The sequence below is a fragment of the Rhodococcus sp. PvR044 genome (assembly GCF_040548995.1).
GTDB classification, from domain to species: domain Bacteria; phylum Actinomycetota; class Actinomycetes; order Mycobacteriales; family Mycobacteriaceae; genus Rhodococcus_G; species Rhodococcus_G oryzae.
In genome coordinates this window covers 15,634-37,863 of sequence record NZ_JBEPSX010000003.1, presented here as the reverse complement: position 1 = coordinate 37,863, position 22,230 = coordinate 15,634, and the positions used below count along the sequence as shown (strand labels likewise).

The 22,230-nt window shown below is 69.9% G+C and carries 21 protein-coding genes; 9 read left to right on the top strand and 12 right to left on the bottom strand.

Features of this window, described 5'->3' with window-relative positions; translation table 11 throughout:
* The first annotated feature begins 95 nt into the window (after nt 1–95).
* Complete coding sequence (locus ABIC28_RS08675) at nt 96–1,223, top strand: alkene reductase (RefSeq protein WP_354578457.1); 1,128 nt, start codon at nt 96–98, stop codon at nt 1,221–1,223.
* Nucleotides 1,224–1,236: 13 nt separating this feature from the next.
* On the opposite strand, the gene ABIC28_RS08670 is transcribed toward ABIC28_RS08675, so the two are convergent.
* On the bottom strand, nt 1,237–1,710 hold the full coding sequence (locus ABIC28_RS08670; protein WP_097214141.1) for a VOC family protein: 474 nt from the start codon (nt 1,708–1,710) through the stop codon (nt 1,237–1,239).
* Between the two features lie 72 nt (nt 1,711–1,782).
* Nucleotides 1,783–3,309 (bottom strand): SpoIID/LytB domain-containing protein, encoded by a 1,527-nt coding sequence (locus ABIC28_RS08665; RefSeq protein ID WP_354578455.1) that lies wholly within the window; start codon nt 3,307–3,309, stop codon nt 1,783–1,785.
* Between the two features lie 221 nt (nt 3,310–3,530).
* On the opposite strand from ABIC28_RS08665, the gene ABIC28_RS08660 reads away from it, so the two are divergent.
* The 3 genes from ABIC28_RS08660 (at nt 3,531) to ABIC28_RS08650 (ending at nt 7,872) form a co-directional block, all read left to right on the top strand.
* Nucleotides 3,531–5,768 (top strand): N-acetylmuramoyl-L-alanine amidase, encoded by a 2,238-nt coding sequence (locus ABIC28_RS08660; RefSeq protein ID WP_354578453.1) that lies wholly within the window; start codon nt 3,531–3,533, stop codon nt 5,766–5,768.
* A 158-nt stretch (nt 5,769–5,926) separates the two neighbouring features.
* On the top strand, nt 5,927–7,231 hold the full coding sequence (locus tag ABIC28_RS08655) for a sensor histidine kinase (protein WP_269590387.1): 1,305 nt from the start codon (nt 5,927–5,929) through the stop codon (nt 7,229–7,231).
* Nucleotides 7,231–7,872: a LuxR C-terminal-related transcriptional regulator gene (locus ABIC28_RS08650; protein ID WP_209927907.1), complete on the top strand. Its 642-nt coding sequence runs from the start codon at nt 7,231–7,233 to the stop codon at nt 7,870–7,872. The genes ABIC28_RS08655 and ABIC28_RS08650 overlap by 1 nt, the downstream gene beginning before the upstream one ends.
* A 31-nt stretch (nt 7,873–7,903) precedes the next feature.
* On the opposite strand, the gene ABIC28_RS08645 is transcribed toward ABIC28_RS08650, so the two are convergent.
* Nucleotides 7,904–8,884 carry a helix-turn-helix transcriptional regulator gene (locus tag ABIC28_RS08645; protein ID WP_354578450.1) on the bottom strand — a complete coding sequence of 327 codons (981 nt, stop codon included), beginning with the start codon at nt 8,882–8,884 and terminating at the stop codon, nt 7,904–7,906.
* Nucleotides 8,885–9,018: 134 nt separating this feature from the next.
* On the opposite strand from ABIC28_RS08645, the gene ABIC28_RS08640 reads away from it, so the two are divergent.
* On the top strand, nt 9,019–9,414 hold the full coding sequence (locus ABIC28_RS08640; protein ID WP_354578818.1) for a RidA family protein: 396 nt from the start codon (nt 9,019–9,021) through the stop codon (nt 9,412–9,414).
* A gap of 60 nt (nt 9,415–9,474) precedes the next feature.
* Here ABIC28_RS08640 and ABIC28_RS08635 read toward each other — a convergent pair whose 3' ends face one another.
* The 7 genes from ABIC28_RS08635 to ABIC28_RS08605 are packed head-to-tail and all read right to left on the bottom strand — an operon-like array spanning nt 9,475 to nt 17,006.
* Nucleotides 9,475–10,320: an HAD family hydrolase gene (locus tag ABIC28_RS08635; protein WP_354578816.1), complete on the bottom strand. Its 846-nt coding sequence runs from the start codon at nt 10,318–10,320 to the stop codon at nt 9,475–9,477.
* 58 nt (nt 10,321–10,378) lie between these two features.
* The gene (locus ABIC28_RS08630) at nt 10,379–12,247 is read right to left on the bottom strand and encodes a phosphocholine-specific phospholipase C (protein WP_179800708.1); all 1,869 of its coding nucleotides are present in this window, start codon (nt 12,245–12,247) and stop codon (nt 10,379–10,381) included.
* Between the two features lie 2 nt (nt 12,248–12,249).
* Nucleotides 12,250–12,933 (bottom strand): HAD family hydrolase, encoded by a 684-nt coding sequence (locus ABIC28_RS08625; RefSeq protein WP_097214148.1) that lies wholly within the window; start codon nt 12,931–12,933, stop codon nt 12,250–12,252.
* Nucleotides 12,930–14,114, bottom strand: coding sequence for an ABC transporter ATP-binding protein (locus tag ABIC28_RS08620; protein WP_354578447.1), 1,185 nt, complete (start codon nt 14,112–14,114; stop codon nt 12,930–12,932). The genes ABIC28_RS08625 and ABIC28_RS08620 overlap by 4 nt, the downstream gene beginning before the upstream one ends.
* Nucleotides 14,111–14,944 carry an ABC transporter permease gene (locus ABIC28_RS08615; RefSeq protein ID WP_209927909.1) on the bottom strand — a complete coding sequence of 278 codons (834 nt, stop codon included), beginning with the start codon at nt 14,942–14,944 and terminating at the stop codon, nt 14,111–14,113. Before ABIC28_RS08615 ends, ABIC28_RS08620 begins: the two co-directional genes overlap by 4 nt.
* Nucleotides 14,932–15,864, bottom strand: coding sequence for an ABC transporter permease (locus ABIC28_RS08610; protein WP_097214151.1), 933 nt, complete (start codon nt 15,862–15,864; stop codon nt 14,932–14,934). Before ABIC28_RS08610 ends, ABIC28_RS08615 begins: the two co-directional genes overlap by 13 nt.
* Nucleotides 15,861–17,006, bottom strand: a complete 1,146-nt coding sequence (locus ABIC28_RS08605) for an ABC transporter substrate-binding protein (RefSeq protein WP_209927910.1) — start codon at nt 17,004–17,006, stop codon at nt 15,861–15,863. The genes ABIC28_RS08610 and ABIC28_RS08605 overlap by 4 nt, the downstream gene beginning before the upstream one ends.
* Before the next feature lie 208 nt (nt 17,007–17,214).
* Between ABIC28_RS08605 and ABIC28_RS08600 the strand changes: the two genes are divergently transcribed.
* Entirely contained in the window at nt 17,215–17,973 is a 759-nt protein-coding gene (locus tag ABIC28_RS08600; RefSeq protein WP_209927912.1) for a GntR family transcriptional regulator, read from the top strand.
* Entirely contained in the window at nt 17,966–19,099 is a 1,134-nt protein-coding gene (locus ABIC28_RS08595; protein WP_097214154.1) for an alanine racemase, read from the top strand. The genes ABIC28_RS08600 and ABIC28_RS08595 overlap by 8 nt, the downstream gene beginning before the upstream one ends.
* 14 nt (nt 19,100–19,113) lie before the next feature.
* Here the strand turns inward: ABIC28_RS08595 and ABIC28_RS08590 are convergent, their stop codons facing one another.
* Both ABIC28_RS08590 and ABIC28_RS08585 read right to left on the bottom strand, forming a co-directional pair.
* Nucleotides 19,114–19,755, bottom strand: a complete 642-nt coding sequence (locus ABIC28_RS08590; RefSeq protein ID WP_354578814.1) for a zf-HC2 domain-containing protein — start codon at nt 19,753–19,755, stop codon at nt 19,114–19,116.
* Nucleotides 19,756–19,768: 13 nt separating this feature from the next.
* Nucleotides 19,769–20,326: a sigma-70 family RNA polymerase sigma factor gene (locus ABIC28_RS08585; protein WP_269590380.1), complete on the bottom strand. Its 558-nt coding sequence runs from the start codon at nt 20,324–20,326 to the stop codon at nt 19,769–19,771.
* Nucleotides 20,327–20,537: 211 nt separating this feature from the next.
* Here ABIC28_RS08585 and ABIC28_RS08580 point away from each other — a divergent pair, with 211 nt between their 5' ends.
* Both ABIC28_RS08580 and ABIC28_RS08575 read left to right on the top strand, forming a co-directional pair.
* Nucleotides 20,538–21,008 carry a COG4315 family predicted lipoprotein gene (locus ABIC28_RS08580; RefSeq protein WP_354578442.1) on the top strand — a complete coding sequence of 157 codons (471 nt, stop codon included), beginning with the start codon at nt 20,538–20,540 and terminating at the stop codon, nt 21,006–21,008.
* Nucleotides 21,009–21,237: 229 nt separating this feature from the next.
* The gene (locus ABIC28_RS08575; RefSeq protein WP_354578440.1) at nt 21,238–22,155 is read left to right on the top strand and encodes an Ig-like domain repeat protein; all 918 of its coding nucleotides are present in this window, start codon (nt 21,238–21,240) and stop codon (nt 22,153–22,155) included.
* Nucleotides 22,156–22,230 lie beyond the last annotated feature (75 nt).

The window sequence follows — 22,230 nt, the reverse complement described above, 5'->3', positions numbered from 1 at the left end:
CCGCGCCGTGCTCCGTCTACGTCATTGAGGCACAACGCAGCCGAGGCGATCCGGCCGACCCCGGCACCACCGGGGCCCGATGATGAGGAGAGACCATGACCAGGACCCACACGACCGCGCTCGAGCAGCCACTGCTGCGGCGAGCGGACTTCCGAGACTTCCAGCTACCCAATCGCATCGTCATGGCCCCGACCACCCGGGCTCGCGCGGCCAACGACGGGCTGGCGCCGACGGAGATGCATGCCGCCTACTACGCCCAGCGGGCAAGCGCGGGGTTGATCATCACCGAGGGGACCTGGGTCAGCGAGCAGGCGATCGGGTTCGTCAACGTGCCTGGCATCTACAGCGACGAGCAGGTCACTGCGTGGCGACGGGTCACCGACGTCGTGCACGCAGTCGGCGGTCGAATCCTGGTGCAACTCTGGCACAACGGTGCCGCCTCGCACCCCGACCACCTGCGCGGCGAGCTGCCCGCCGGACCATCGGCGATCAACCCGCACGAGTTGTCCTTCACCCATGACGGATTCAAGAACACGGTCACGCCGCGCGCGATGACCGTGGTGGACATCGAGAACACGATCGCGGACTACCACCGAGCCTCGGAGAATGCCCGTCGCGCCGGGTTCGACGGTGTCGAGGTCCATGCCATCGGCTCGACGCTGCTCCCGCAGTTCCTCAACCCACGCCTGAACCGGCGCTCCGATTCCTATGGTGGCGACAGCGCCAGGCGGCGGCGCCTGCTGCTCGAGATCCTCGACGCGGTCGCGGAGCCGTGGAACGGACGATGCGTCGGGGTCCGCCTGTCGCCGTACTGGACATCGGGCGATCGTTTCGTCGCCGACGATCAGGCACTCGCCGACCACGACGAGCTCGTGGCCGACCTCGCCGACCACCCCGTGGCGTACCTGCACCTGCGCGGACGAAACCCCGCCGCGCCAGGCGCCACTCCCGACTTCGACGCGATCGCCCGCTACCGCCGGCAGTTCGACGGCCCGCTCATCGCGAACAACGGGTTCGATCGCGAATCAGGGAACGCCCTGGTCGACGCGGGTATCGCCGACGCCGTGTCGTTCGCCACGCATTTCATCGCCAACCCCGACCTCGTCAGCCGGTTCGCGCTGCACCACGATCTGGCCACGGGCGATACCGACACCTATTACTCCGGCGACGCAGGCGGCTATGTGGACTACCCGATCAGCGGTTGCTCGGGAGGCGTTGCCTGACGCAGACGGGCGGCTACTCCCCGTTGTACGCGCGTCGCAGTTCGTTCACGTCGAGCTTCTTCATCTGCATCATCGCCTGCATGGCCCGCTGCGACTTCTCGGGATCGCCGGTCACCATCATCTCGTCGAATCCCGGGGGCACGATCTGCCAGGACAGTCCGTACTTGTCCTTGAGCCAGCCGCACTGCACCTCCTGCCCGCCGTCCGCGGTCAGCTTGGCCCAGTACTCGTCGACCTCCTCCTGCGAATCACAGTCGACGAGCAGGGAGACCGCCTCGGTGAAGGTGAATTGCGGTCCGCCGTTGATCGCGTTGATGCGGTGCCCGTTCAGCTCGAAGTCCACGGTCATCACGCTGCCCTCCGGGCCTGGCGCTCCGGCCGGATATCGGGCGATCGTCAGGATCTTCGAGTTCTTGAAGATCGACACGTAGTAGTTCGCGGCCTCCTCGGCCTGATCGTCGAACCAGAGTGAGGGGTAGATCTGCATCGTTGCCTCCCGGGTCGTGGTTTTCCACTGTCACATGTTGTGACCCGGGAGGCAGCCGAAACTCATCGCCGGTCAGCTCCCCAGGCCGGGCAGCTTGGCCGTCAGGACGCTGGCATCGAGCACCTGCGCGCCGGTGATCTTGGTCCAGACGATGGCCCCGTGCGTGTACATCCGGAACCGCCCCGCCTCGTCGGGCATCGCCAGCTCCGGCCCGACCGGGGCCCCGAGCACGCCGAGATGGCCCCCGAGCTCCGCATACTTGCGCTCGATGTCGGTCGGCTCCACCGCCCCGGTCGGGTCGGCGTTGTCGACGCCCGGCGCCGCAAGAGCGGAGGCAGGCGGCGGCGCGGCGGGCCCGACGCCCTCGGTGATGGTGAACCAATCGGACTTCAGACCCAGCTTGGTGCGCGCCTCGTCGCCGGTCACCTCCTTGGTGCCGGTCGAGCCCGCCACCCTCAGCCCGGTGACCCGCCCGCCGTCGGGCCCGAGGTTGTTGCGCGAGGTGACCTCGATCGAATGCAGCTCGCCGACACCGAACGCGGTGGCGATCTCGCCCGCGGTCAGGGTCTGCGTCCACTTGTGGTTGGGAGATTCGGTGTCGCCCAGGTCCTCGACGGCCCCGAACGCGCCGCCGGCGCTGTACCCGCCGGTCGATGCCGAGAACTCCGCGGAGACCGGCTTGCCCTCCTTCGTCAGCACCTTGCCCGCGGTGGAGCGGACGGCCTCGGTGGTCTTCGGGTTCTCCTTCGAGGAGCCGCCGTAGACCTGGCAGTCCTGCGTGTCGCAGGTCTCCGCGTAGGCGTACCGGCTCTCGGCCGCCGCGTAGGACCGGGCCGCTACGGCCTGCGCGCGCAGCGCCTCCGCGCCGCCGGTGTCGGCCCATTCGGCCCTCGACTCCGCCGGCACGACACCGAGCAGATAGTCCTCCATGCCGACGTGGTTGACGACCCGGGGCGCGTCGCCCTCGAGCGCGACACCGAGCGAGCCGCGGAACGGCGCGCCGCCACCACACAGCTTCAGGTGTTCGTTCGCCGGCCGGTCCGGGCCGAGGTCGACGGGGTCCACCCAGGGATGGGCGGTGGACTCCTGCCACAGCACCTCGCCGTCGCAACCCCTTGTGACGACGACCGTCGCGCCGCCGCCGGGAGCGGCGGTGAGGTGCGCGGCCTCCCCTGGCGCCACGGTCCGGCCCGCCACTCCCATCGGCGAATCCGAGAACACGTCGAGCCCCTTGCCGTCCAGGCCCATGAGCCGGACGCCGATCGCCTTGTCCCCCAACGCTTCGAGCGTGGTTCCGCCGTAGTAGTAGCCGAGAATGCGTTCGGCGGTCCAGCCCTGCTTTGCGTAGCCGTATGCGCCCCACTGCCCCATTCCCCGGCCGTGACCGTGGCCGTAGCCGGTCAGTGTGTACGGGGCGTCGGCGGCGACGGTCTCGGCGACATCCGGACCCGCGGACCTGGTCGCGACCACCACGCCGACGGTGCCGCCGACCAGGAGTGCGGGCGCCAGCCCCAGGACCGCGGCCCGCATCGCGAACGGTGTCCAGCCGCCCCGCATCGGTCGACCGACGACAAACTTCTTCCTACGGGTCCTCGCCATACCCTGATCTCCTCATCGACGGAGTTGATCGTCAGCGCGCGACATACGGGATGACGCGCGGTGGCGCGTACGTGCCGATCTCGAAAGCCTCAAGTTAAGGTTGAGCGTTGGAAAGTTTGTGACTAGTGTGGCAAGAGTGACTAGCGATGGCAACAACCGTCACACCTGCACCACCAGTTGCTGACACCGACACCCGCAAACCACAACTGAGGGAGTCCCTTTTGCCTTACCGCCGACCAAAGCCGTCAATCGTTCTTGGCACGGTTGCCGCCTTGGCGATCGCGAGCCCGCTCGCGGTCTGGGGCGTCACCAGCGCCACCGGCGTCCGTTCCACCACCACCTCCGCGCCGTCGGCTGTCCCGACGCAGATCGCCGAGGTGGTCCTCGCGCAGGTCCCCGACATCGTGATCCCGCTCAAGGACATCACCGGACTCGACCTGCCCGACCTCCATCTGTCCGACCTGAAGAAGATCCCGATCCCGGCCAACCTCCCCACCGAGATCCCGCTGCCGCAGAACCTGCCGCTGCCCCCCGGGATCTCGCTGCCGCCGTCGATCCAGATCCCGCAGCTGACCGCGCCCGGCGACATCGCAGGCGGCGCACCGGCTCCCGCGCCGGCACCGGCACCCGAGCCCGCAGCGGCTCCCGCCGCGAGCCCCGAGGAGCAGTTCGGTACTGCGGTCAAGGAGATCACCCGCGACACCCCGTTCAGCATGATCGCGCTGACCTCGGAGCTCGGCGCCACCGCTGCCAAGGTCCGCGCCCAACTGGCCGACGGCTCGTGGGGCCCTTGGTTCGCCACCGAGAAGGTCGACTCCCGCAAGGACGACAAGACCACTGGCGGCAAGACGGGCACCGAGCCGGTGTTCGTCGGCGCCACCAAGGCCGTCCAGGTGCTGGTCACCAAGGTCGAGCAGGCCGCGGCGGCGCTGCCCGCGTCGGGAACCGCCGACGCTCCCGCGGCTCCGGCGCTGCCGAACCAGCTCGCCCCTGCCGATCCCGCGCAGCTGCCGATGGGCTTCGCGCCCGCCGCGCTGTCGAGCCCCCTGCGCGGCCAGGAACCCGCGCCGCAGCCGGAGGCACCGCAGCAGGCGCCCGCACCGCAGCCCGCGGCCGCACCGCAGGCGAACTCCGTGCAGCAGCTCGCCGAGGCGGTCACCGCCGTGCTCATCGAGCCCGGCACCTCGGCATCGGACAGCACCCTCGGCGACATCGCGACTCCCCTGGGCAGTACTTCCGGCCCGAAGGTGATCACCCGCGCACAGTGGGGGGCCGACGAGTCCATCCGCTGCCAGGAGCCGGTGTACGACGATTCCCTCGGCGGTGCGACGGTGCACCACACCGCGGGTAGCAACGACTACTCCAAGTCGGAGTCGGTCGAGATCGTCCGCGCGATCTACGCGTACCACGCCTCCACGCTCGGCTGGTGCGATGTCGGCTACAACGTGCTGGTCGACAAGTACGGCCAGATCTTCGAGGGCCGCGCAGGCGGTCTGGACCGCAACGTCCAGGGCGCACACGCGGGCGGTTTCAACGAGAACACCATGGGTATCGCGATGATGGGCGACTTCTCCACGGTGACCCCGCCACAGGAGACCGTCAACGCGGTCGGCAAGTTCCTCGGCTGGCGACTCGCGAAGGCGGGCCTGGATCCCAAGGGCCGCACCACGATGTACTCCGAGGGCACCGAGTTCACGCCGTACGCCCAGGGCGAGGCCGTTGACCTGCCGATCATCTTCGCGCACCGCGACGTGGGCAACACCAGCTGCCCGGGCGACGCCGGCTACGCCAAGCTCGGCCAGATCCGCGACATCGCGGCGGCGAACCTGGGCGGCGGTTCGTCGTCCGGCGTGCTCGCCGCGGCACCGAACAACCCGCCCACCGACAACGCGAGCCCGGGCGTCGCCCCGGACGCAGCCGCGGCAGGCACCGGTTCGACGGCGGGCGCCATCGGCGCACTGGTCGGCGAGCTGCTCCGGCTGACCGACCCCTCCCCCATCGCACAGAAGTGGATCGCGGAGGGCGGCGACACCGGACGCCTCGGGAACTCGCTGTCCGGCGAGATCCCGGTCAAGGGCGGCAACAAGGTCGTGAAGTTCACCAACGGCGCCATCGCCACCTCCCCGAACGGTGGAGTGTGGACGGTGCTCGGCAAGATCTTCGAGACCTGGCAGACCTCCGGCCTCGACTCCGGTTCGCTCGGCCTGCCGACCAGCGATGAATACACGGTGCCGGACGGCAAGCGCACCGACTTCGAGGGCGGATCGTTGATCTTCAACGAGGTCACCGGCATCGTCACCACGATCCTCAAGACCTACAACGACGCCTACGCGAAGGCCTATCAGGAGGGCGCTGCCGCGACCCCCGCAGCCGCACCCGTCGCCGAGGCGGCACCCGCTCCGGTGGCGCCTCCCGCTCCGCCCGCGGCTGCCGAACCGGCCCCCGCGCCCGCCGGCTGACCCCGGGCACAGGAACGAGAACATCGGCTCCGCATCGGTTTCCCCGATGCGGAGCCGTTCCCGTTTCCGTGCCTCGCGCCGCGGTGTGGCTGGCCACACCCCCGAATCGCCTGGCAACACCCTCGAACGCGCATCGGGCATCGGGAAACATGGTTCCCATGACGACGACCACTCCCCGCGCACCGGCGCTCCGCGAGTTCCTCCGAGCCCCGATCGCGGCGCAGACCTGGCGTGAGGGCGGATACCTGGCGGTGACCGCCGTGCTGGCCCTTGCCGGCATCACGTATCTCTTCCTTGGCGCCATGTTCGGGGGCGTCCTCGTGATCACCCTGATCGGTATCCCCCTGCTGGCGGCGATGATCGTGGGGGCCAGGGGTTTCGGCCACGCCTATCGCACCCTCTCCGCGTCGATGCTCCGCTCGCCGGTGGAGGATCCGCCACCGTTCTCCCCTCGGCCGGGTGCGCTCGGGTTCATCTGGTCCGGGCTCATCGACCGAACGGGATGGCGCGCGATCGCGTTCATACTGATCAAGACCGTGCTCGCGATCGCAGCCGTGTGGGGCGCCCTGCTCTTCGTGGTCGTCTCGATGGGCTTTGCGGTCTCGCCGCTGCTGTGGTGGCTGATCGAGCCCACGAACTACGACGAGAACGGCGTCGCCCGACGTTCGCTCATCCAATTCGGCGATGTGTACCTCGACACCTGGGCGCAGATGCTGGTGCTGTCGACGGTGGGCATCGTCGGGCTGTTCCTGGCGCCCTGGCCGATCCGCGCGCTCGCCGCGCTGGACCGGATGCTGATCCGGGCGCTTCTCGGGCCCGCGGCTCGCGATGTTCGCGTCGAGGAACTCGAGCGCACCCGCACCGAGGCGGTCGAGGACTCGGCCACGAGGCTGCGCCGGGTGGAGCGCGACCTGCACGACGGCACCCAGGCCCGATTGGTGGCGATGGCGATGACCCTCGGTCGCGCGGAGGACCGGATCGCGGCGGGCGAGGATCCCTCGGAGCTGGTGCACAGCGCGCATTCCGCCGCCAAGGAGGCGCTGACCGAGCTACGGGAAGTGGTGCGGGGCATCCATCCGCCCGCCCTCGACCTCGGCCTGGGGCCCGCGCTGCAGACACTGGCCGCCCGCAGCGTCGTGCCGGTCGACCTCGCGGTGTCGGTGGATCCGCGGCCGACTCCCGGCACCGAGACGATCGCCTACTTCTCCGTTGCCGAGCTGCTCACCAACGTCGCCCGGCATTCCGGGGCGACCCGGGTATGGGTGTCCGCGATGTCCGACGGTGATGGACTGTCGGTGTCGGTGCGGGACAACGGCATCGGCGGTGCGGTCATCGGTGCAGGCAGCGGGCTCGCCGGGCTCGCGGCCCGGGCCGGTACCGTGGACGGATCACTGCACGTGGACAGCCCGGTCGGGGGTCCGACGGTGGTGACCCTTTCGTTGCCGGTCGACGGGACACACTGATGCGGATCGTGATCGCAGAGGACAACGCCATCCTCCGAGATGGTCTGGCGCAGTTGCTGATCGAACGTGGACACGAGGTCGTGGCCATCGTCGGCGACGCGACCTCGCTGGGGACGGCCGTCGCCGAGCACCTCCCGGATGTCGCGGTCGTCGACATCCGGATGCCACCCACCTTCACCGACGAGGGCCTGGTCGAGGCGGTGGCCCTGCGCCGCAGGTTCCCCGAGGTCGGGGTGCTCGTGTTCTCCCAGTGGGTCGAGACGCGGTATGCCGCCGAGCTTCTCGCCGGCCGGGCTGCGGGTGTCGGCTATCTGCTCAAGGACCGGGTCGCCGATGTCGGCGAGTTCGTCGATGCCCTGCAGCGGGTGGCCGCGGGCGGCACCGCCCTGGATCCGGAGGTGGTGACCCAGTTGATCGGCTCGAGCCGCAAGGCCAAGGCCCTCGATGCCCTCACCCCGCGCGAGCGGGAGGTACTCGGGCTGATGGCGCAGGGGCTGTCCAACGCCGCCCTTGCCGCCTCCTTGCACGTGACCGAGCGCGCGGTCGAGAAGCACATCGGCAACATCTTCACCAAGCTGGACCTGCCGCCGTCGGACGGCCACCACCGACGGGTGCTCGCCGTGCTGCGCTACCTGGAGTGAGATCGCCCTGGCGTCAGTAGATCTCAGCGCATCAGCCGGACCGGCTGTCCCCATAGCGAGTGGCGATCGCGGCGGCGCGGTCGCGCAGGGAGTCGCGCAACCATTGCGGGGCAAGGGCTTCCCCGTCCGTGGCGAGCTGCCACAGCGCCCATTCGGCGTGTCGTGGATCTTGGAAGGTCACCTCCAGCCGCAGCCAGCCGTGTGCGTCGGGTTCCTCGGTGCGGACGGCCAGCGCGGTGTCCAGCAGGTCTTCCCGCCGCGCCGGGTTCACCCGTACCACCACGGCGACCTGGTCGCCGCCGGTCCGAAACCGGGTGCTGCGATCCCGCCAGGCGCGATCCAGATCCACCCGGTCCGGTCGCTGTGCCGGTTCGGGGAGTTCCTCGGCGGCTACCACCCGCGACAGCCGGTAGGTGCGGTCCGCGCCAGATCTCGTGGCCAGCAGGTAGCCCCGGTCGCGCACGGTGACCAGGCCGATCGGGTCCACCGTGCGCCACCGCGGGGTCTGGTCGAGCGCCGCGTAGTGGATGCGCAGCTTGTTTCCTGCGAACACCGCGCGCCGGATCTCGGCGACTATGGCGCCGGGCACCTCCTCCGCGTCCCGCCGTCGCGACAGCAGATCGGTCTCCGGGTCGATGAGCAATCGCTCGGCCACGTCAGCAGCGGTGTCCCGATAGCTTTCGGGTAGCGCGTCAACCACTTTGAGCATCGCCGCGGCCAGCGCCGAGTCGAGGCCGAATGCCTGCGCGCCGCGCCGCGATCCGGCGACCAGCAGGGCAAGCGCCTCGTCGTGGTTCAGCCCGGTGAGCTCGGTCCGAAACCCGGGTAGCAACGCGAACCCGCCGTGCCTGCCGCGTTCGGCGAAGACCGGGACGCCGGCCACGGACAGCGCCTCGATGTCGCGCAGCACGGTGCGGGTGGACACCTCGAGCTCGTCGGCAAGCTCGGCCGCGGTCAGCCGACCGCGCTGGCGCAGCAGCAGCACCAGTGACACCAACCGGTCGGCACGCATCCGAAAACTCTACTGAATCACGACACAAGGTGTCCTGATTCGTTGGGAGGCTTGCCACCACGGCGTCCCAGACAGCGGCCACCGGGCCGATGGACGTGCGTACTCCGACGAAGCGAATGGAGCCTGATGTGGCAGTGGAACGAACGGCAGTCAACCCGGTGACGTGGTCGGTGGAGATGGGATTCAACCAGGGTGAGCTCGTCTCCGGGCACACCCGAACCCTGTACTGCTCCGGGCAGACCGCGATGAGCGCCGACGGCAAGCCTCAGCACGACGGTGACATGGAGAAGCAGTTGGCGCTGAGCCTCGACAACCTGGAGGCCGTGCTCGGTGAGGCAGGCATGTCCCTGTCAAACCTCGTCCGGCTCAACGTCTACACCACCGATGTCGATCTGCTCTTCCAGCACTACGGCGTGCTGGCGGCACGGTTGGGCGCTTCCGGGGTGGCACCGGCCACAACGATGCTCGGGGTGACACGGCTGGCGATCCCCGGCCAGATGGTCGAGCTCGAGGGAACCGCCGTCGAGTGATGCCACCTCGCCGCCTCCGGTAGGGCTACCGGAGGCGGCGAGTAGCACGAAGGTGGGTGCCTACGGCTGGCCCCACCAGCGCTCGAGGACCCGTGCCACGCCGTCCGCCGAATTCGACGTGGTCACCTCATCGGCCGCGGTGATCGCGTCGAGGTGCGCGTTCTCCATGGCGACCCCGTGGCGGGCCAGGGTGAGCATGGGCACGTCGTTGGGCATGTCACCGAACGCCACGATGCCGGACACCGGGATACCGAGCTGCTCGGCGACCACCGTGAGCCCGGACGCCTTGGTGATCCCGGGGGCGGAGACCTCGATCAGACCCTTGTCGGTCGAATACGTCAGGTCCGCGCGGGTGCCGATCAGCGGGGCGAGGGTGGCCGCCATCGCGGCGCTGCTGGTGCCGGGCAGCCGGATCAGCAGCTTCACCGCGGGGTGCGCCAGCACCTCGTCCCCTGACATCTCGGTGTTGTCCGGGTTCAGCCAGGCGTGCTCGTAGCCCGGCGAGCTGACGAACTGCGGGGTGGCCGCGTCGTGGGCGCTGGCCCCGACCCGTTCCGCGGCGAGGCCGCACCCGGGCAGCGCGCTCATCGCCAGGTCTGCCAGCCAGCCCAGCTCGTCGGTGGACAGCGTGACGGCGCTCAGCACCCGGTCGGCGTTGCTGTCGTAGACCACCGCGCCGTTCGCGCAGACGGCGAGCGGCGCGAATCCGAGCTCGTCGACCACCGGGGCGATCCATCGCGGCGGGCGCCCGGTGGACAGCACGAAGGGCGTCCCGTCGGCCACCGCAGCCTGGACTGCGGCCCTGGTCCGGGCGCTGACCTTCTCGTCGTCGTCGATCAGGGTGCCGTCGACGTCGCTGGCGATCAGCAGGGGCTTGGTGTGTCGGTTGTCCTGCACCGAACCCATCATGCCGCAACCTCCCAACGGCCTGCCGATGCGTCGCGCGGTGCCGAGCGACGGCGGGTCACGCCTGCGCGATGTCCGAACCGTGCACCGTTCCCGCGTAGCGCCGGGTGAATGACGTGCCGTCGTCGGCGGTGATGGTCACGTCGTAACGCCCGTCCACCGCGGGCCAGCGGATGCTCGCCCGCCCGATCGGCCCGACCTCGCAGGTCCGCGATTCCCCGCCGCCCTCCTGCGGGGCGATCGTGAAGTTCAGCGTGGTCGCACCGTGGTTGGCCAGCTCCAGCTCGATCCACGCATCCGCGGGGCCGCTGACCCGCAGCACCGCCCTCACGTCGGGTGCCGCCGCGTTCTCGGCCAGCGGCAGGACGCCCGCGACGTGGCAGAGGAAGCCGTCGGCCCCGTGGACGGTAAAGTCGTAGCGACCCGCCGTGCGGACGGCGTCCCACTCGTAGACGGCCGTGCCCAGCGGCGCGACCGTGAACGGCGTGCCTGCGAATGGCCGGTACGCGTTGGGGAAGACCGTGTAGTGGAACGCCACGCTCCCCTCGTTCATCAGCTCGGCGCGAACCCGGCCGGCGGTGCCATCCACCACGACATCGACCCAGGGCCGGTAGGGCAGCGGCCGGTGCGGGCGGCTCCCCGGCTCCTGAGTCGGCATGACCTGGGCGCCCGAGGCAGGCAGCGGCACCGGGGGCAGGTCCACGGCCGCATCGGCGGCCGCCATCAGCGCCCTCGTGTCCGGTAGCTCCGGAATTGAGTAGTCGGGATTGCCGAAGTCGAAGCAGCTCGTCAGGTCGCCGCACACCGCACGCCGCCATGCACTGATGTTGGGCTCGCGCACCCCCGTGACGCGCTCAAGAAAACGCAGCACCGAGGTGTGGTCGAACACCTGGGAGTTCACCCATCCGCCACGCGACCACGGGGAGGCCACGAACAGCGGCACCCGGTTGCCCAGCCCGATCGGCTGCCCGTCGACGAACTCCTCCGGGGTCCCGGCGGGCGGGAAGGGCGGCACGACATGGTCGAAGTAGCCGTCGTTCTCGTCGTACATGACGAGGAACACGGTGTGCCGCCACACCTCGGGGTTGGCGAACAGCGATTGGAGGGCGGTGTCGACCCAGTGCGCACCGTACGCGGGGCTGGCGTTCGGGTGTTCGCAGAACAGGTACGGCGACACGAGCCACGACACCGTGGGCAGCGTCCCGTCCTCGCAGTGTGCGTCGAAGTCCGTCAGGTCCCACCTCGTCATCGCGTTGATGTATCGGGGATCGTCCTCGGGGAAATCGTGGAACTGGGGGAAGTACTCGAGGGCGTTGTCCTCGTAGTTGCCGTCGCGCTCGTCCAGGCCGGGAGTGTGGTAGACGCGCCAGGAGACACCTGCGTCCGAGAGACGCTCGGCATAGGTCGTCCAGTCGCAGACCGGGCTCTCCGGTAGGGGCGTGTTGTCGATCCACGGCCCGGTCGTGCCGTCGCGGCCGGGCCCCACCGTCCCGGTCCAGAGGTAGAGGCGGTTCGGGCTGGTGGGGCCGGCCATCGAGCAGAAGTACGCATCGCCGATCGTGAACGCGTCCGCGAGCGCGTACTGATACGGGATGTCCTCCCGGGTGAGGTATCCCATGCTCTGCTCGCCCTTGGCCGAGGTCCAGCGGTTCATCGCGCCTTGATTGATCGCATCGTGACCGCTCTCCCAGTCGTGCGGCAGACCCTCCGCGTTCTGGGCGTTGTACCGGGTGGAGTCCATCCGGTACGGCAGGAGCACACCCCCGTCGGCGCGGGACAGCGCAGGCTGCCGGAAGACGCTGTCGCCGTGAGGAAAAGTCAGGGCCTGCCGGTCCTCGAAGCCGCGGACTCCGCCGAGCGTGCCGAAGTAGTGGTCGAAGCTGCGGTTCTCCTGCATCAGGATCACCACGTGACGGATGTCGTCCATGCTCAATACCTTTCGGCCGGGTGCAGCAGGGAGGCGAGGAAGGCGACGTCGGCCCCCTCGAGCGAGTCCAGGATCGTCCGTCCCGCCGCAGGCGGGATCGCAACCGAGGGCACGACGAGCACGGCGCATCCCGCGGCCTCGGCTGCCGCCACACCCACGGGAGTGTCCTCGACCGCGACGCACGCGCGCGGGTCCACACCGAGGGCCGCCGCGGCCGCGAGGTAGGGGTCCGGCGCCGGCTTGGAGTGGACCGTGTCCTCGACGGCGATCGTCGTGGTGAACCGCTCCGCGCCGAGCGTATCGCGCACCAGGTCGACGACCCTTCGCGGTGACGCCGTCACGATCGCCGTGGGGATCCGTGCGGCGACCAGTTCGTCGAGCAACGAAAGCACGCCGGGGCGCGGCACGACCTCGTCGGCAACCAGGGTCGTGAACGTCGAATCGAGCTCGCGGGCAAGCGCATCCGCGTCGGGTGCAGTCGGTCCCAGCGCCCGGCACAGGTGGGCCGCGGTGTGAGACGAGGGACGCCCCAAGACGTCTGGCGCGTCGGCAGGCGACAGGGGACGGCCGTGCCATGCCGCGACCTGCTCGACCGCATCCCACCAGAGCCGCTCGGTGTCGACCAGTGTCCCGTCCATGTCGAAGAGGACGGCTGCCGGGGCGCCGGGGCGGGCGTCGTGGCTCATCGGGTGCGCCTCCAGGGTCGGCGGGTGGTCGAAACAGTTTGCTGCACTGCACTGCCGGCCGGCCTCGCGGCTCCGCGCGGGCGGTCCACCAGCACCGGACAATCCGGCAACGAGAGGGTCACGGCAGTGCCCGCGCCGAGCGCGGTGGCGGCGGCAGTCGGCACGTCCGCAACCGCCTCGCGCCCGTCCGGCAATCGCACCGTCAACCGGGTGCCTGCGCCCCGGAACGTCGCGGCGGTGATGCGGGAGGTTCCGTCGTCTGCCGCCGTCACGCCAAGGGTCTCCGGGCGCACGAGCACATCGACGTCGCGGGCGCCGCCTCCGAAGTCCGTTGAGCCCGGGAGCTCCCCGTGGACCGACAGGCTGCGCCCGAGGACGTGCACCGCCCGGCCGTCCGACGCAAGCCGTCCCGGTATCCGGCTCATGACCCCGACGAACTCGGCGACGAAGGCCGTCGCGGGGCGCTGGTAGAGCTCGGCAGGAGCGGCACACTGCTCCATCTGCCCGGACCGCATGACAGCGACCCGGTCCGCCATCGAGAGGGCTTCCTCCTGGTCGTGGGTCACGAACAGCGTCGTGATGCCCAATTGCTGTTGCAGCCTGCGGATCTCCTCCCGGAGGGTCTGTCGAACCTGCGCATCGAGCGCCGACAGCGGCTCGTCCAGCAACAGGACCTTGGGGCGCAGCGCGAGGGCGCGGGCCAACGCGATCCGCTGCTGCTGCCCGCCGGAGAGCTGGCTCGGGAACCGTTCGGCATGCTGCGGCAGCCCGACCAGCTCCAGCAGCTCCATCGCGCGGGCACGCCGGGCGGACTTGCCCGTCCCCTGCATCCGCAGACCGAACGCGATGTTGTCGACGGCGTTCAGATGTGGGAAGAGACTGTAGGACTGGAACACCATGCCCACATCGCGGCGGTGCGCGGGGATCCGCGTGACGTCCTCGCCGTCCATGAGCACCGTGCCCGCGTCGGGCCGCTCGAAGCCGGCAACGGTGCGCAGGGCAGTCGTCTTGCCGCATCCGGACGGGCCGAGCAGCGCCAGCAGCTCGCCAGGCCGGATCTCCAGGTCCAGCCCGTCCAACGCCGTGGTGGCGCCGAATGTGCGACGCAATCCGCGGAACTCCACGGTGGAACCGGCCCCCGTTGCGAGGGTGGGCATCCGATCGGTCAGTAACTCGGTCATGAGGCCTCCTTGAGGCGTTTGGTGCGCCCGGCCGCGGCGATCACCATGAGCAGTGCCCAGGTGCCGAGCAAGCCGACGATGGACACGGCCACCGACATCTGCGCCTCGGACCCGCTGATGACGACGGTCCACACGGCGAACGGCTGGTACCCGAGGAGCGCGGCAACGGCGTACTCGCCGAGGACGAGGGCGAGGGTCAGGAATGCGGCATTGAGAAGCGCGCCACGCAGATTCGGCAGCACGACGTGGACAAGAGTGCGCGGCCACGAGGACCCGCAGGACCGCGCGGCTTCGACGAGGACCCGCAGGTCGAGCGCCGACAGGCCGGCGTCGAGCGTGCTGTACGCCAGAGGCAGGGCCATCACGGCAAAGGCGAGCACGAGGATCACGGGGAAATCTGGATCCTGCAGCGCGACAAGGCCCTCGAACAACGGCGTGCCGTAATAGCGATCCGCACCCCACCGCAGCAGCGTGGTGATGCCCGCGCCAAGGGCGACGGCCGGGACGACCAGCGGTAGCAGGCACACGGCCTGCACGGCCGTGCGCAGACGCGGTGCGGCGAGCCGCACCGCGAGCAGCGCCGGTACCAGCACCCCGAGCACAAGGGCGACGGTCGCCGCGGCCACCTTCAGCGTCAGCGCGAGGCTGTCGGCCAGGCCCTCCGCGGCGCCGATCCCGGTGTAGGCGTCGAGACCGACCTGCTGGCCCGGCGACCCGATGCCCACACTGAACGCGAACGCGCACACGATCGGGACCACGAAGTAGAGGCCGGCGACCAGGAGCACGACCCCGCGGCCGAGTCCCGGCCTGGACATCGTCAGGCCAGCCATCGTGCACTCCTTCGCTGCAGCGGCAGATAGATGGCCATGACGATCGCCGCGATCAGCACCATGTCCAGGCCGAGGGCGAGGGCGACGTTGCCCTGCCCCACCAAGACGTCGCCGGACAGGCCTGCCGCGATCTGCACCGTGACCAGCTGCACCGTGCTACCTGCGATCGCCGCGGCCGTCGCGTAAGTGCTGAATGCCGTCCCGAACAGCAGGACGAATCCGCCGAGAAGCGACGGCAGCAGGATCGGCAACGCCACGTGCCTCCAGTACTGCACCGTGTTCGCGCGGTTGTTGGCCGCCGCCTCACGCCACTGCACCCGCAGACCCTCGAGTGCCGGGGTGAGGGTCAGGACCATCAGCGGGATGAGGAAGTACAGGTACACGACGGTCAGTCCCCGCATGTCGTAGAGGCTCCAACCGAGGTCGCCGAGGTGGAAGGCGTTGGTCAGGACGCCCGCGTTACCGAGGGTCGCCACGAACGCGAAGGCCAGGGGAACCCCGCCGAAGTTCGCCAGCACGCCTGCCGCCGCCAGGACCGCCTCGCGCAGGGCCCGGAACCGCGACGTCACGATTGCGTGCGCGATCGGCAGGCCGACGGCCGCCCCGATCGCCGCGGCCGTCGCTGAGAGCTTGATGCTGCCGATCAGGCTCGACAGGTAGGGGTCCTGCATCGTCGCGGCCATGTTGGCCGTGGTCAGTCCGCCCTCGGCCGAACTCGTCGAGGGTGTGGTGAACGCACCGATCACCATCGTGGCGACGGGCAGGCCCAACGCGACCCCCACGAACAGGAACAGCGGAAGGACGCCGAGCCAGCCCCCCGCCGCCACCCGAAGGCTGCGACGCCGGGGGACCAGAGCGCTGTCAAGGGCGGGGCGGGGCAGCGTGGCCCGGCTACCGGCCACGGTCAGTGGGATGCTCATTTCGAGAGGACGCTGCCCCAGCCGCGGCTGACGACGTCCTTGGCCTTGGTCGACTGTTCCTCCGCCGGGAAGACGGGAGCGTCGGCATCGACCTCCGGCAGGCGGGCCGCGAGCGTGGCATCGAGAGTTCCCGCCTTCTCCATCGCGGGCATGAGCACCGGACGGGCATAGCCCTTCAACCAGAGGTTCTGGCCCTCAGGGCTGTAGAGGAACTCCTGCCACAGCCTCGCCGCGGCCGGGTGAGGCGCCCACTTCACGATTCCCTGCGAGTAGAACTGGGCGAACAAGCCGTCGGCCGGGATGGAGACCTGCCAATCAACACCCTTGTCGCGGAGCGCGTCCCGGTACCCGGCGTTGAGGTAGTCCCAATTCACGCTGATGGGCGTCTCGCCCTTCTGAATGGTCGCGGGCGTGGACTCGACCGGGTTGAAGTTGCCGACCTCGCTGAGCCTGGCGAAGTAGTCAAGACCCGGCGCGATGTTGTCGAAGGAGCCGCCGTTCGCGAGCGCCGCCGCGTAGACGGCGGAGAACGCGGAGGCGGACTGCGTGGGGTTGCCCGTCAGCGCGACCATGCCCTTGTACTGGGGGTCGAGCAGTTCGGCAAAGGTCGTCGGGCACTTGACAACGCGGGCATCACAGCCGATCGAGACGTAGCCGCCCATGTCGTTGTACCAGGCTGCAGCGGCATCCTTCTGCCCCTCGGGGATGTCGCCGAACGCCTGCACGCGGTACGGCGCCAGCACACCCTGCTCGGAGGCACTGATCCCGAAGGTGTGACCCACGTCCAGGACATCCGGCGATCGGTCCTGCCCTTTGCGTGAGGTCGCGGCGTTGATCTCGTCCTGGCTGGATGCATCCGGGTTCTCGACCTCGACGTCGATCCCGTACTTCGCCTCGAAGGTGTCGATGATCTCCCCGTAGTTGGCCCAGTCCCGTGGCAGCGCAATGGCGTTCAGCTTGCCCTCCTGCTTGGCGGCGGCAATGAGGCCGTCCATGCCACCGAAGTCCTGGGCAGACGTGGCGGTGGCGGCCTTGCCTGCGTCGCCGTCCGCCTTGGTGGTCAGGCCGCAGCCGGCGAGGGCTGACAGGGCGATCGCCAGCGAGCAAGCAAGGCTCGCCTGGCGAAGGTGGTGCAGTCGCATGGTGTCTCCCTGGTCAATGTTGTCTATACAACGTGACCTCATTTCGCCAGAGCGACGTGGCCACGGGATGAACGAGCCGTAATCGAGCCGTGAAGATTCACCGGCCAGGAACCGTCGGCTTCCAGCGGAGGTGCGCCTTTGACCTGTGGGAAGAGTTTGTGGAAGCTAGGATTGAGGCAAAGATCACCGAGCCGGACGGAGACGAGCATTGGCTGAGTCGAGGGGCAAGCGCCCCCAGGCCGAGTACGAAAAGTTGGCAACCAAGTTGCGGGAGGCGATCACCTCAGGGGAATTCGGTTCCGGGGACCGTCTGCCCAGCGAGGAGGGCCTCGCCGGGCAGTACGGTGTCTCCCGTGGCACGGTCCGTCAGGCGCTGGCCGTCCTGCGCGCGAACGGGTTGGTCACCTCACGACGTGGCACCCGCCGCGTCATTCTCGGCACGGCGCGCACGCAGAGCTTCTTCGAACTGCTCAGCTTCAGCGGCTGGGCGCACTCGATCGGCGAGGATCCCGGAGGCCGGACGATCGCCGTCGAGGACCGCCTCGCCCTGCCGCTCGAGTGCGAGCAGCTCCAGCTCGCATCGGGATCGCGGATCTACCAGGTGGTGCGACTGCGAACCCTCTCGCGCGTTCCAGTCATGCTCGAGCGCGCCATCTACCCCGAACAGATCGGCAAACTGGTCGCCGACCTGCCGCCGGACGCCCCATCGCACGCGTCCCCGCTGCTGGACGCGGGCGTCGTGTTCGCCGACGCCGATCACACCGTCGACCTCGTCGAGGCGGAGGTGGACGACGCCCGTCACCTGGGGTGCGTCGAGGGCTCGCCACTGCTGCGCGAGCGCAGGCGCGTCACCGACCCGGCCAGCACCCCGTTGCTGTGGTCCGACGACCGCTTCCTCCCGGGCACAGTCTCGTTCACCGTGCACAACTCTGTGGCCAGCACGGCCCTGTCTCGCCGCCGTGGCTAGCCCCGGTGGGCCGTCGTCGTTGCCGGAGCTGCGGCTCAGCCTGCCCGCGGTCCAGCACAACGTGGGGCTCATGGCGGCGTGGTGCCGCGACCGCGGCGTCGAGCTGTGCCCGCACATCAAGACCACGATGACGCGCCCGATCGTCGAGCGTCAGCTGGCCGCAGGCGCGTGGGGGGTCACGGTCGCCACAGTTCGGCAAGCCGCCATCGCCCTCGAATGGGGGCCGCGGCGCATCCTCATCGCCAACGAGGTGATCCATCGCCCGGACCTCGAGGCGGTGCGTGCGTGGCTGGATGCTGACCAGACGGTCGAGCTCTATCTCCTGGTGGACTCGAGGGCGGGCCTGAGCCAGGCGGGTTCTGTCATGAGGGACGCGGCCCATCCCCTGCATGTCCTCATCGACATCGGGACCCCCGGCGGACGAAGTGGTGTCCGGGATGCAGCGGCGGCGCTCGACCTCGCCCGGGAGTGCGCGACCACGCCGGGCGTCGTCCTCGCGGGCGTCGCGGGCTATGAGGGCGTCCGCCCCAATCGACGGGACGCGGACACCATCGCCCTGGTCGATGCGCATTGCCGAGAGGCGGTGGCGGCGTTCCGCGCCGCGTCACCATGGATCCGGGCCGAACGACCCGTGTTCAGCATGGGCGGCTCGGCGTTCCCGGACCGGGTCGTCGACGCCCTGGTGGACCTTCCCGACCACGGCGGGCGTGTGGTCCCGGTATTGCGGTCGGGCTGCTACGTCACGCACGACCACGGCACCTACGCGGAGGTGTCCCCGGTCTCGGGTCTGCGTGCGGCCCTGACGGTCCGGGCCGTCGTTCTGTCCGCGCCGGAAGCCGGGCGGATCGTGGTCGGCGCCGGAAAGCGCGAATTGCCCTACGACGCGGGCCTGCCGGTCCTGTTGTCCGCCACCGATTCCCGGGGCGTGCCCCGCACAGCGGCGAAGGCGACGGCGGCCCAGATCTTCGACCATCACCTGGTGCTCGCCGACGCCGAGGGACTCGACGTCGGCGACATCGTCGATCTCGGGATCTCGCACCCCTGTTCGGCCTTCGACCGCTGGCCCGACATCACCGTGGTCGAGGACGACCGCGTGCGCGCGGTGTGGCACCCGCGGTTTCGCTGAGCCCTCGCGAGGCGTCAGGAGCGCAGCGGCGCCTGCAGGAGCGCGCGGTCGTCGCCGGGGGCGCTGACCCCGAGCGTCGTCGCGTCCGACATCGGCAGTCCCACCGCCAGTTGCATCGACATCGTCCGGTCGCCGCCCCCGATGAAACTTCCTGCGTTCATGCGACTTCCGTCCGGGCGTTGAAGCCAGACGTTGTAGGTCCCGCCCTGTGGGAGTCCGGTGACATCGAGGCTGATGCCGGTTCCCCAGGCCCGGTTCTCCACCCGGGCGGAGGCCGCCACCCCCGGCGACAGTGCGGTGAACGCCACCGGCTGGCCGGGTGGGCCGCTCACGGTGATGCCGCGGAGCACGAACCCACCGGCAGCCAGGCCGATGGCGGCCGCCGCGGCCGCGGCGACGAGCCCGATCCGGCGGTACCGTTGCCGTCCGCGCTCGCGGTCGAGGGCCCCGAAGATCGTGTCGGGCAGGGCCGCAGGCGGCAACGGCAGCGGCTCGGTGAGCCGGTCGGGATCGGCCTCCGACAGGGTCGCCGCGACAGGCGACAGGTCGCGCAATTCCGAGCGGCAGTCCGGGCATCCGTCCAGATGGGCACGCAGCGCGACGAACTCGCGGTCGTCGAGACGCCCCAGCACGTACATCCCCAGCAGGGGACGCATCTGCAGGCAGTGATCACTGGTCACCGTGCCACCCCATTTCCTCGAGTACGAGTCTCAGCGCCTTCAGCCCGTAGTACACCCGACTGCGGACGGTGCCCACGGGGACGCCCAGCTGGGCCGCGACCTCGCCGGCCGGGCGGTCGCGCAGATGGATCTCGACGAGGACGAGCCGATGCTGTTCGGACAGCCGTCGCAACGCCTCCTCCATCTGCAGTCCCACGAGGAGTTGTTCGAGCGGGCGTTCCACCACCGGGAGGTCGGGCGGCTCGGCGTCAGCCATGCGGGGCCGGGCGGCGCGGGCGCGGCTCGCGTCGATCACCACGTTGCGGCAGATCGCGTACAGCCAGGTCCGCAGGGCGGAGCGCTGCGGGTCGTAACGATCCGCGCCCCGCCAGGCCCGCAGAAACGTCTCCTGGACCGCCTCCTCCGCGCGCCCCCGGTCCCCGAGCGAGCGATAGGCGAGCGCGAAGAGTTCGCTCCCGTGATCGTCGTACGCGGCCCGCAACACCGTGTCGTCGGCCAGGCTGCCGACCGACTGATCCGCTCGCTGACGCAACCTGCGTAGCCGCACGACCTCACCTCCACACCGCCGGAATGTCGTCGGTTCGCTCGACGTCCACCGGGGAGTACGGAGCCGAGGGCTGCTGCGTTCACCCCGAGTCTGGCATCGGGTTCACCTGCCGGGTCGTGGCGCCGGTGAACGGCGCCGCTGGGCCGTCCGTACTCCCCTGCGTCGCCCCGCCGCGGGCGGCGACGACCAGTGACGAGTGGACGGAGATCCTGTGCTTACCAAGAAGTCGATCATCTCGGCGGCCTGCGCCTGCGCGGCCATCGCATCGCTCTCGGGCTGCGGCGACAGCACCGACGAGCCTGCCGCGGCGCCTGCCGCATCGAGCACGACCGCGGCGCCGGCGGCTGGCCCCGGGCTGAGCACGGCGGAAACTCCGCTCGGCACCGTGCTGACCGACGGCGACGGCTTCACGCTCTACCGGTTCGACGAGGACTCGCCTGGCGTCAGCCGGTGTGCCGGTCAGTGCGCCGAGATCTGGCCGCCCGCCCTCGGGGCACCGCGGGCCGTCGTGCCGCTGGCGGGTGCGCTGGGAACCGTCACCCGACCGGACGGGGCCACGCAGGCGACCTACGACGGCCTGCCCCTGTACCGGTTTGCGAAGGACACCGAGCCCGGCCAGACCAGCGGCGACGGAGTCAAAGGGACCTGGCACGTGATCACGGCGGGCGCCGCCGGCGGGTGACGGCGCGGCGCGGGTCAGCGGATGCTGTCGCGGTGACGGACGATGCCGAATCGGTGCAACGCGTTCCATCCATGGCGGGACCGGGACGCGGAATCCCCTGTCACGCTGGGCTGATCGCAGTTTCAACGATTCGATGCCTATGCGAACGAGTTCTCCTCTATGGTCCGGGTCACAGAATCTCTTTACTTCTGTACAACTAACTGTTTCCGAAGCCAGTAAGGAGCAATGCATGTCCTTCACGCACGTTCGCCGGGGTGCGGTCCCCGTGGTCGCCGCCGCGGCGGTGGCCGCGGGCAGCCTGCTGATGGCGTCGCCCGCATCCGCCGCGCCCACCTCGATCGAGTTCCAGGGCGCCTGCCAGGCGAGGGCGATCCTCACCCAGCACATGTCGCAGCCGCTGGGCATGACGATCGACGCCCCGGGCTCCGTGAAGGTCGGCGAACAGTTCAGCTACCGCCTGCAACCGACGGTGAGCTCCCTGCCGGACAAGGAGTCCATCGCCACCACCACCGACATTCAGCGACTCAAGATCGACTGGGAGCTCCCGGAGAACACCGAGTTCGTCGGCGCCACGGTCGTGGTGGGCACCGGCAAGGGCCTGACCGGCGTCACGCCCTCGGTCATCCGCGTCAACGACGCGGGTGAGCCCGACGCGGCGGGCACCATCCTGCGGCTGTCCGGCGACAACGAGACCGTCGGCAACGGCCCGAAGTCCAGCCTGAACACCCCGGGCGGCATCGCGGTGGAGAAGACGAAGACCGACATGGACGGCAACCCCACCGCCGACGGTTCCACCAAGTTCCAGCTGCCCGCCGTCGAGGTCACGGTCAAGGCCGTTGCCGAGGGCGTCGTCACCCCCAAGGTGCGCGTCGCGGGCGAGGCCGCCAACTACAACAGTGAGAAGAATTACGACACCTTCCTGGCTCGGGCGTTCGCGCTCGGCTCGAACCAGAACGCTCCGACCTTCTGCACCCCGAAGGACGGCACCCGGCCCGCCAACGACGTGCCGGTGAACGCGGGCGGCCGGGCCCTCGCGACCATCCAGGTCGGCGCGGGCGGACCGGTCGACCCGGGCCCCGACCCGGAGCCGGGCACCGGAAACGGGTCCGTCGACCTCGGCTCGGTCGGGTCCGTCTTCGGTTCCTGACCCTGACCGGATCCTGACCTGATAACGGAGGCCGGCTCCCCATCGGGGAGCCGGCCCTTGTCGTCTGGTGCCGGG

What these genes read in the sequence shown, in the direction of transcription:
- ABIC28_RS08675 (WP_354578457.1), top strand. Translation starts at nt 96, where the DNA reads ATGACCAGGACCCACACGACCGCGCTCGAGCAGCCACTGCTGCGGCGA.
- ABIC28_RS08670 (WP_097214141.1), bottom strand. Translation starts at nt 1,710, where the DNA reads ATGCAGATCTACCCCTCACTCTGGTTCGACGATCAGGCCGAGGAGGCC.
- ABIC28_RS08665 (WP_354578455.1), bottom strand. Translation starts at nt 3,309, where the DNA reads ATGGCGAGGACCCGTAGGAAGAAGTTTGTCGTCGGTCGACCGATGCGG.
- ABIC28_RS08655 (WP_269590387.1), top strand. Translation starts at nt 5,927, where the DNA reads ATGACGACGACCACTCCCCGCGCACCGGCGCTCCGCGAGTTCCTCCGA.
- ABIC28_RS08650 (WP_209927907.1), top strand. Translation starts at nt 7,231, where the DNA reads ATGCGGATCGTGATCGCAGAGGACAACGCCATCCTCCGAGATGGTCTG.
- ABIC28_RS08645 (WP_354578450.1), bottom strand. Translation starts at nt 8,884, where the DNA reads ATGCGTGCCGACCGGTTGGTGTCACTGGTGCTGCTGCTGCGCCAGCGC.
- ABIC28_RS08635 (WP_354578816.1), bottom strand. Translation starts at nt 10,320, where the DNA reads ATGGGTTCGGTGCAGGACAACCGACACACCAAGCCCCTGCTGATCGCC.
- ABIC28_RS08630 (WP_179800708.1), bottom strand. Translation starts at nt 12,247, where the DNA reads ATGGACGACATCCGTCACGTGGTGATCCTGATGCAGGAGAACCGCAGC.
- ABIC28_RS08625 (WP_097214148.1), bottom strand. Translation starts at nt 12,933, where the DNA reads ATGAGCCACGACGCCCGCCCCGGCGCCCCGGCAGCCGTCCTCTTCGAC.
- ABIC28_RS08620 (WP_354578447.1), bottom strand. Translation starts at nt 14,114, where the DNA reads ATGACCGAGTTACTGACCGATCGGATGCCCACCCTCGCAACGGGGGCC.
- ABIC28_RS08615 (WP_209927909.1), bottom strand. Translation starts at nt 14,944, where the DNA reads ATGGCTGGCCTGACGATGTCCAGGCCGGGACTCGGCCGCGGGGTCGTG.
- ABIC28_RS08610 (WP_097214151.1), bottom strand. Translation starts at nt 15,864, where the DNA reads ATGAGCATCCCACTGACCGTGGCCGGTAGCCGGGCCACGCTGCCCCGC.
- ABIC28_RS08605 (WP_209927910.1), bottom strand. Translation starts at nt 17,006, where the DNA reads ATGCGACTGCACCACCTTCGCCAGGCGAGCCTTGCTTGCTCGCTGGCG.
- ABIC28_RS08590 (WP_354578814.1), bottom strand. Translation starts at nt 19,755, where the DNA reads ATGCGTCCCCTGCTGGGGATGTACGTGCTGGGGCGTCTCGACGACCGC.
- ABIC28_RS08575 (WP_354578440.1), top strand. Translation starts at nt 21,238, where the DNA reads ATGTCCTTCACGCACGTTCGCCGGGGTGCGGTCCCCGTGGTCGCCGCC.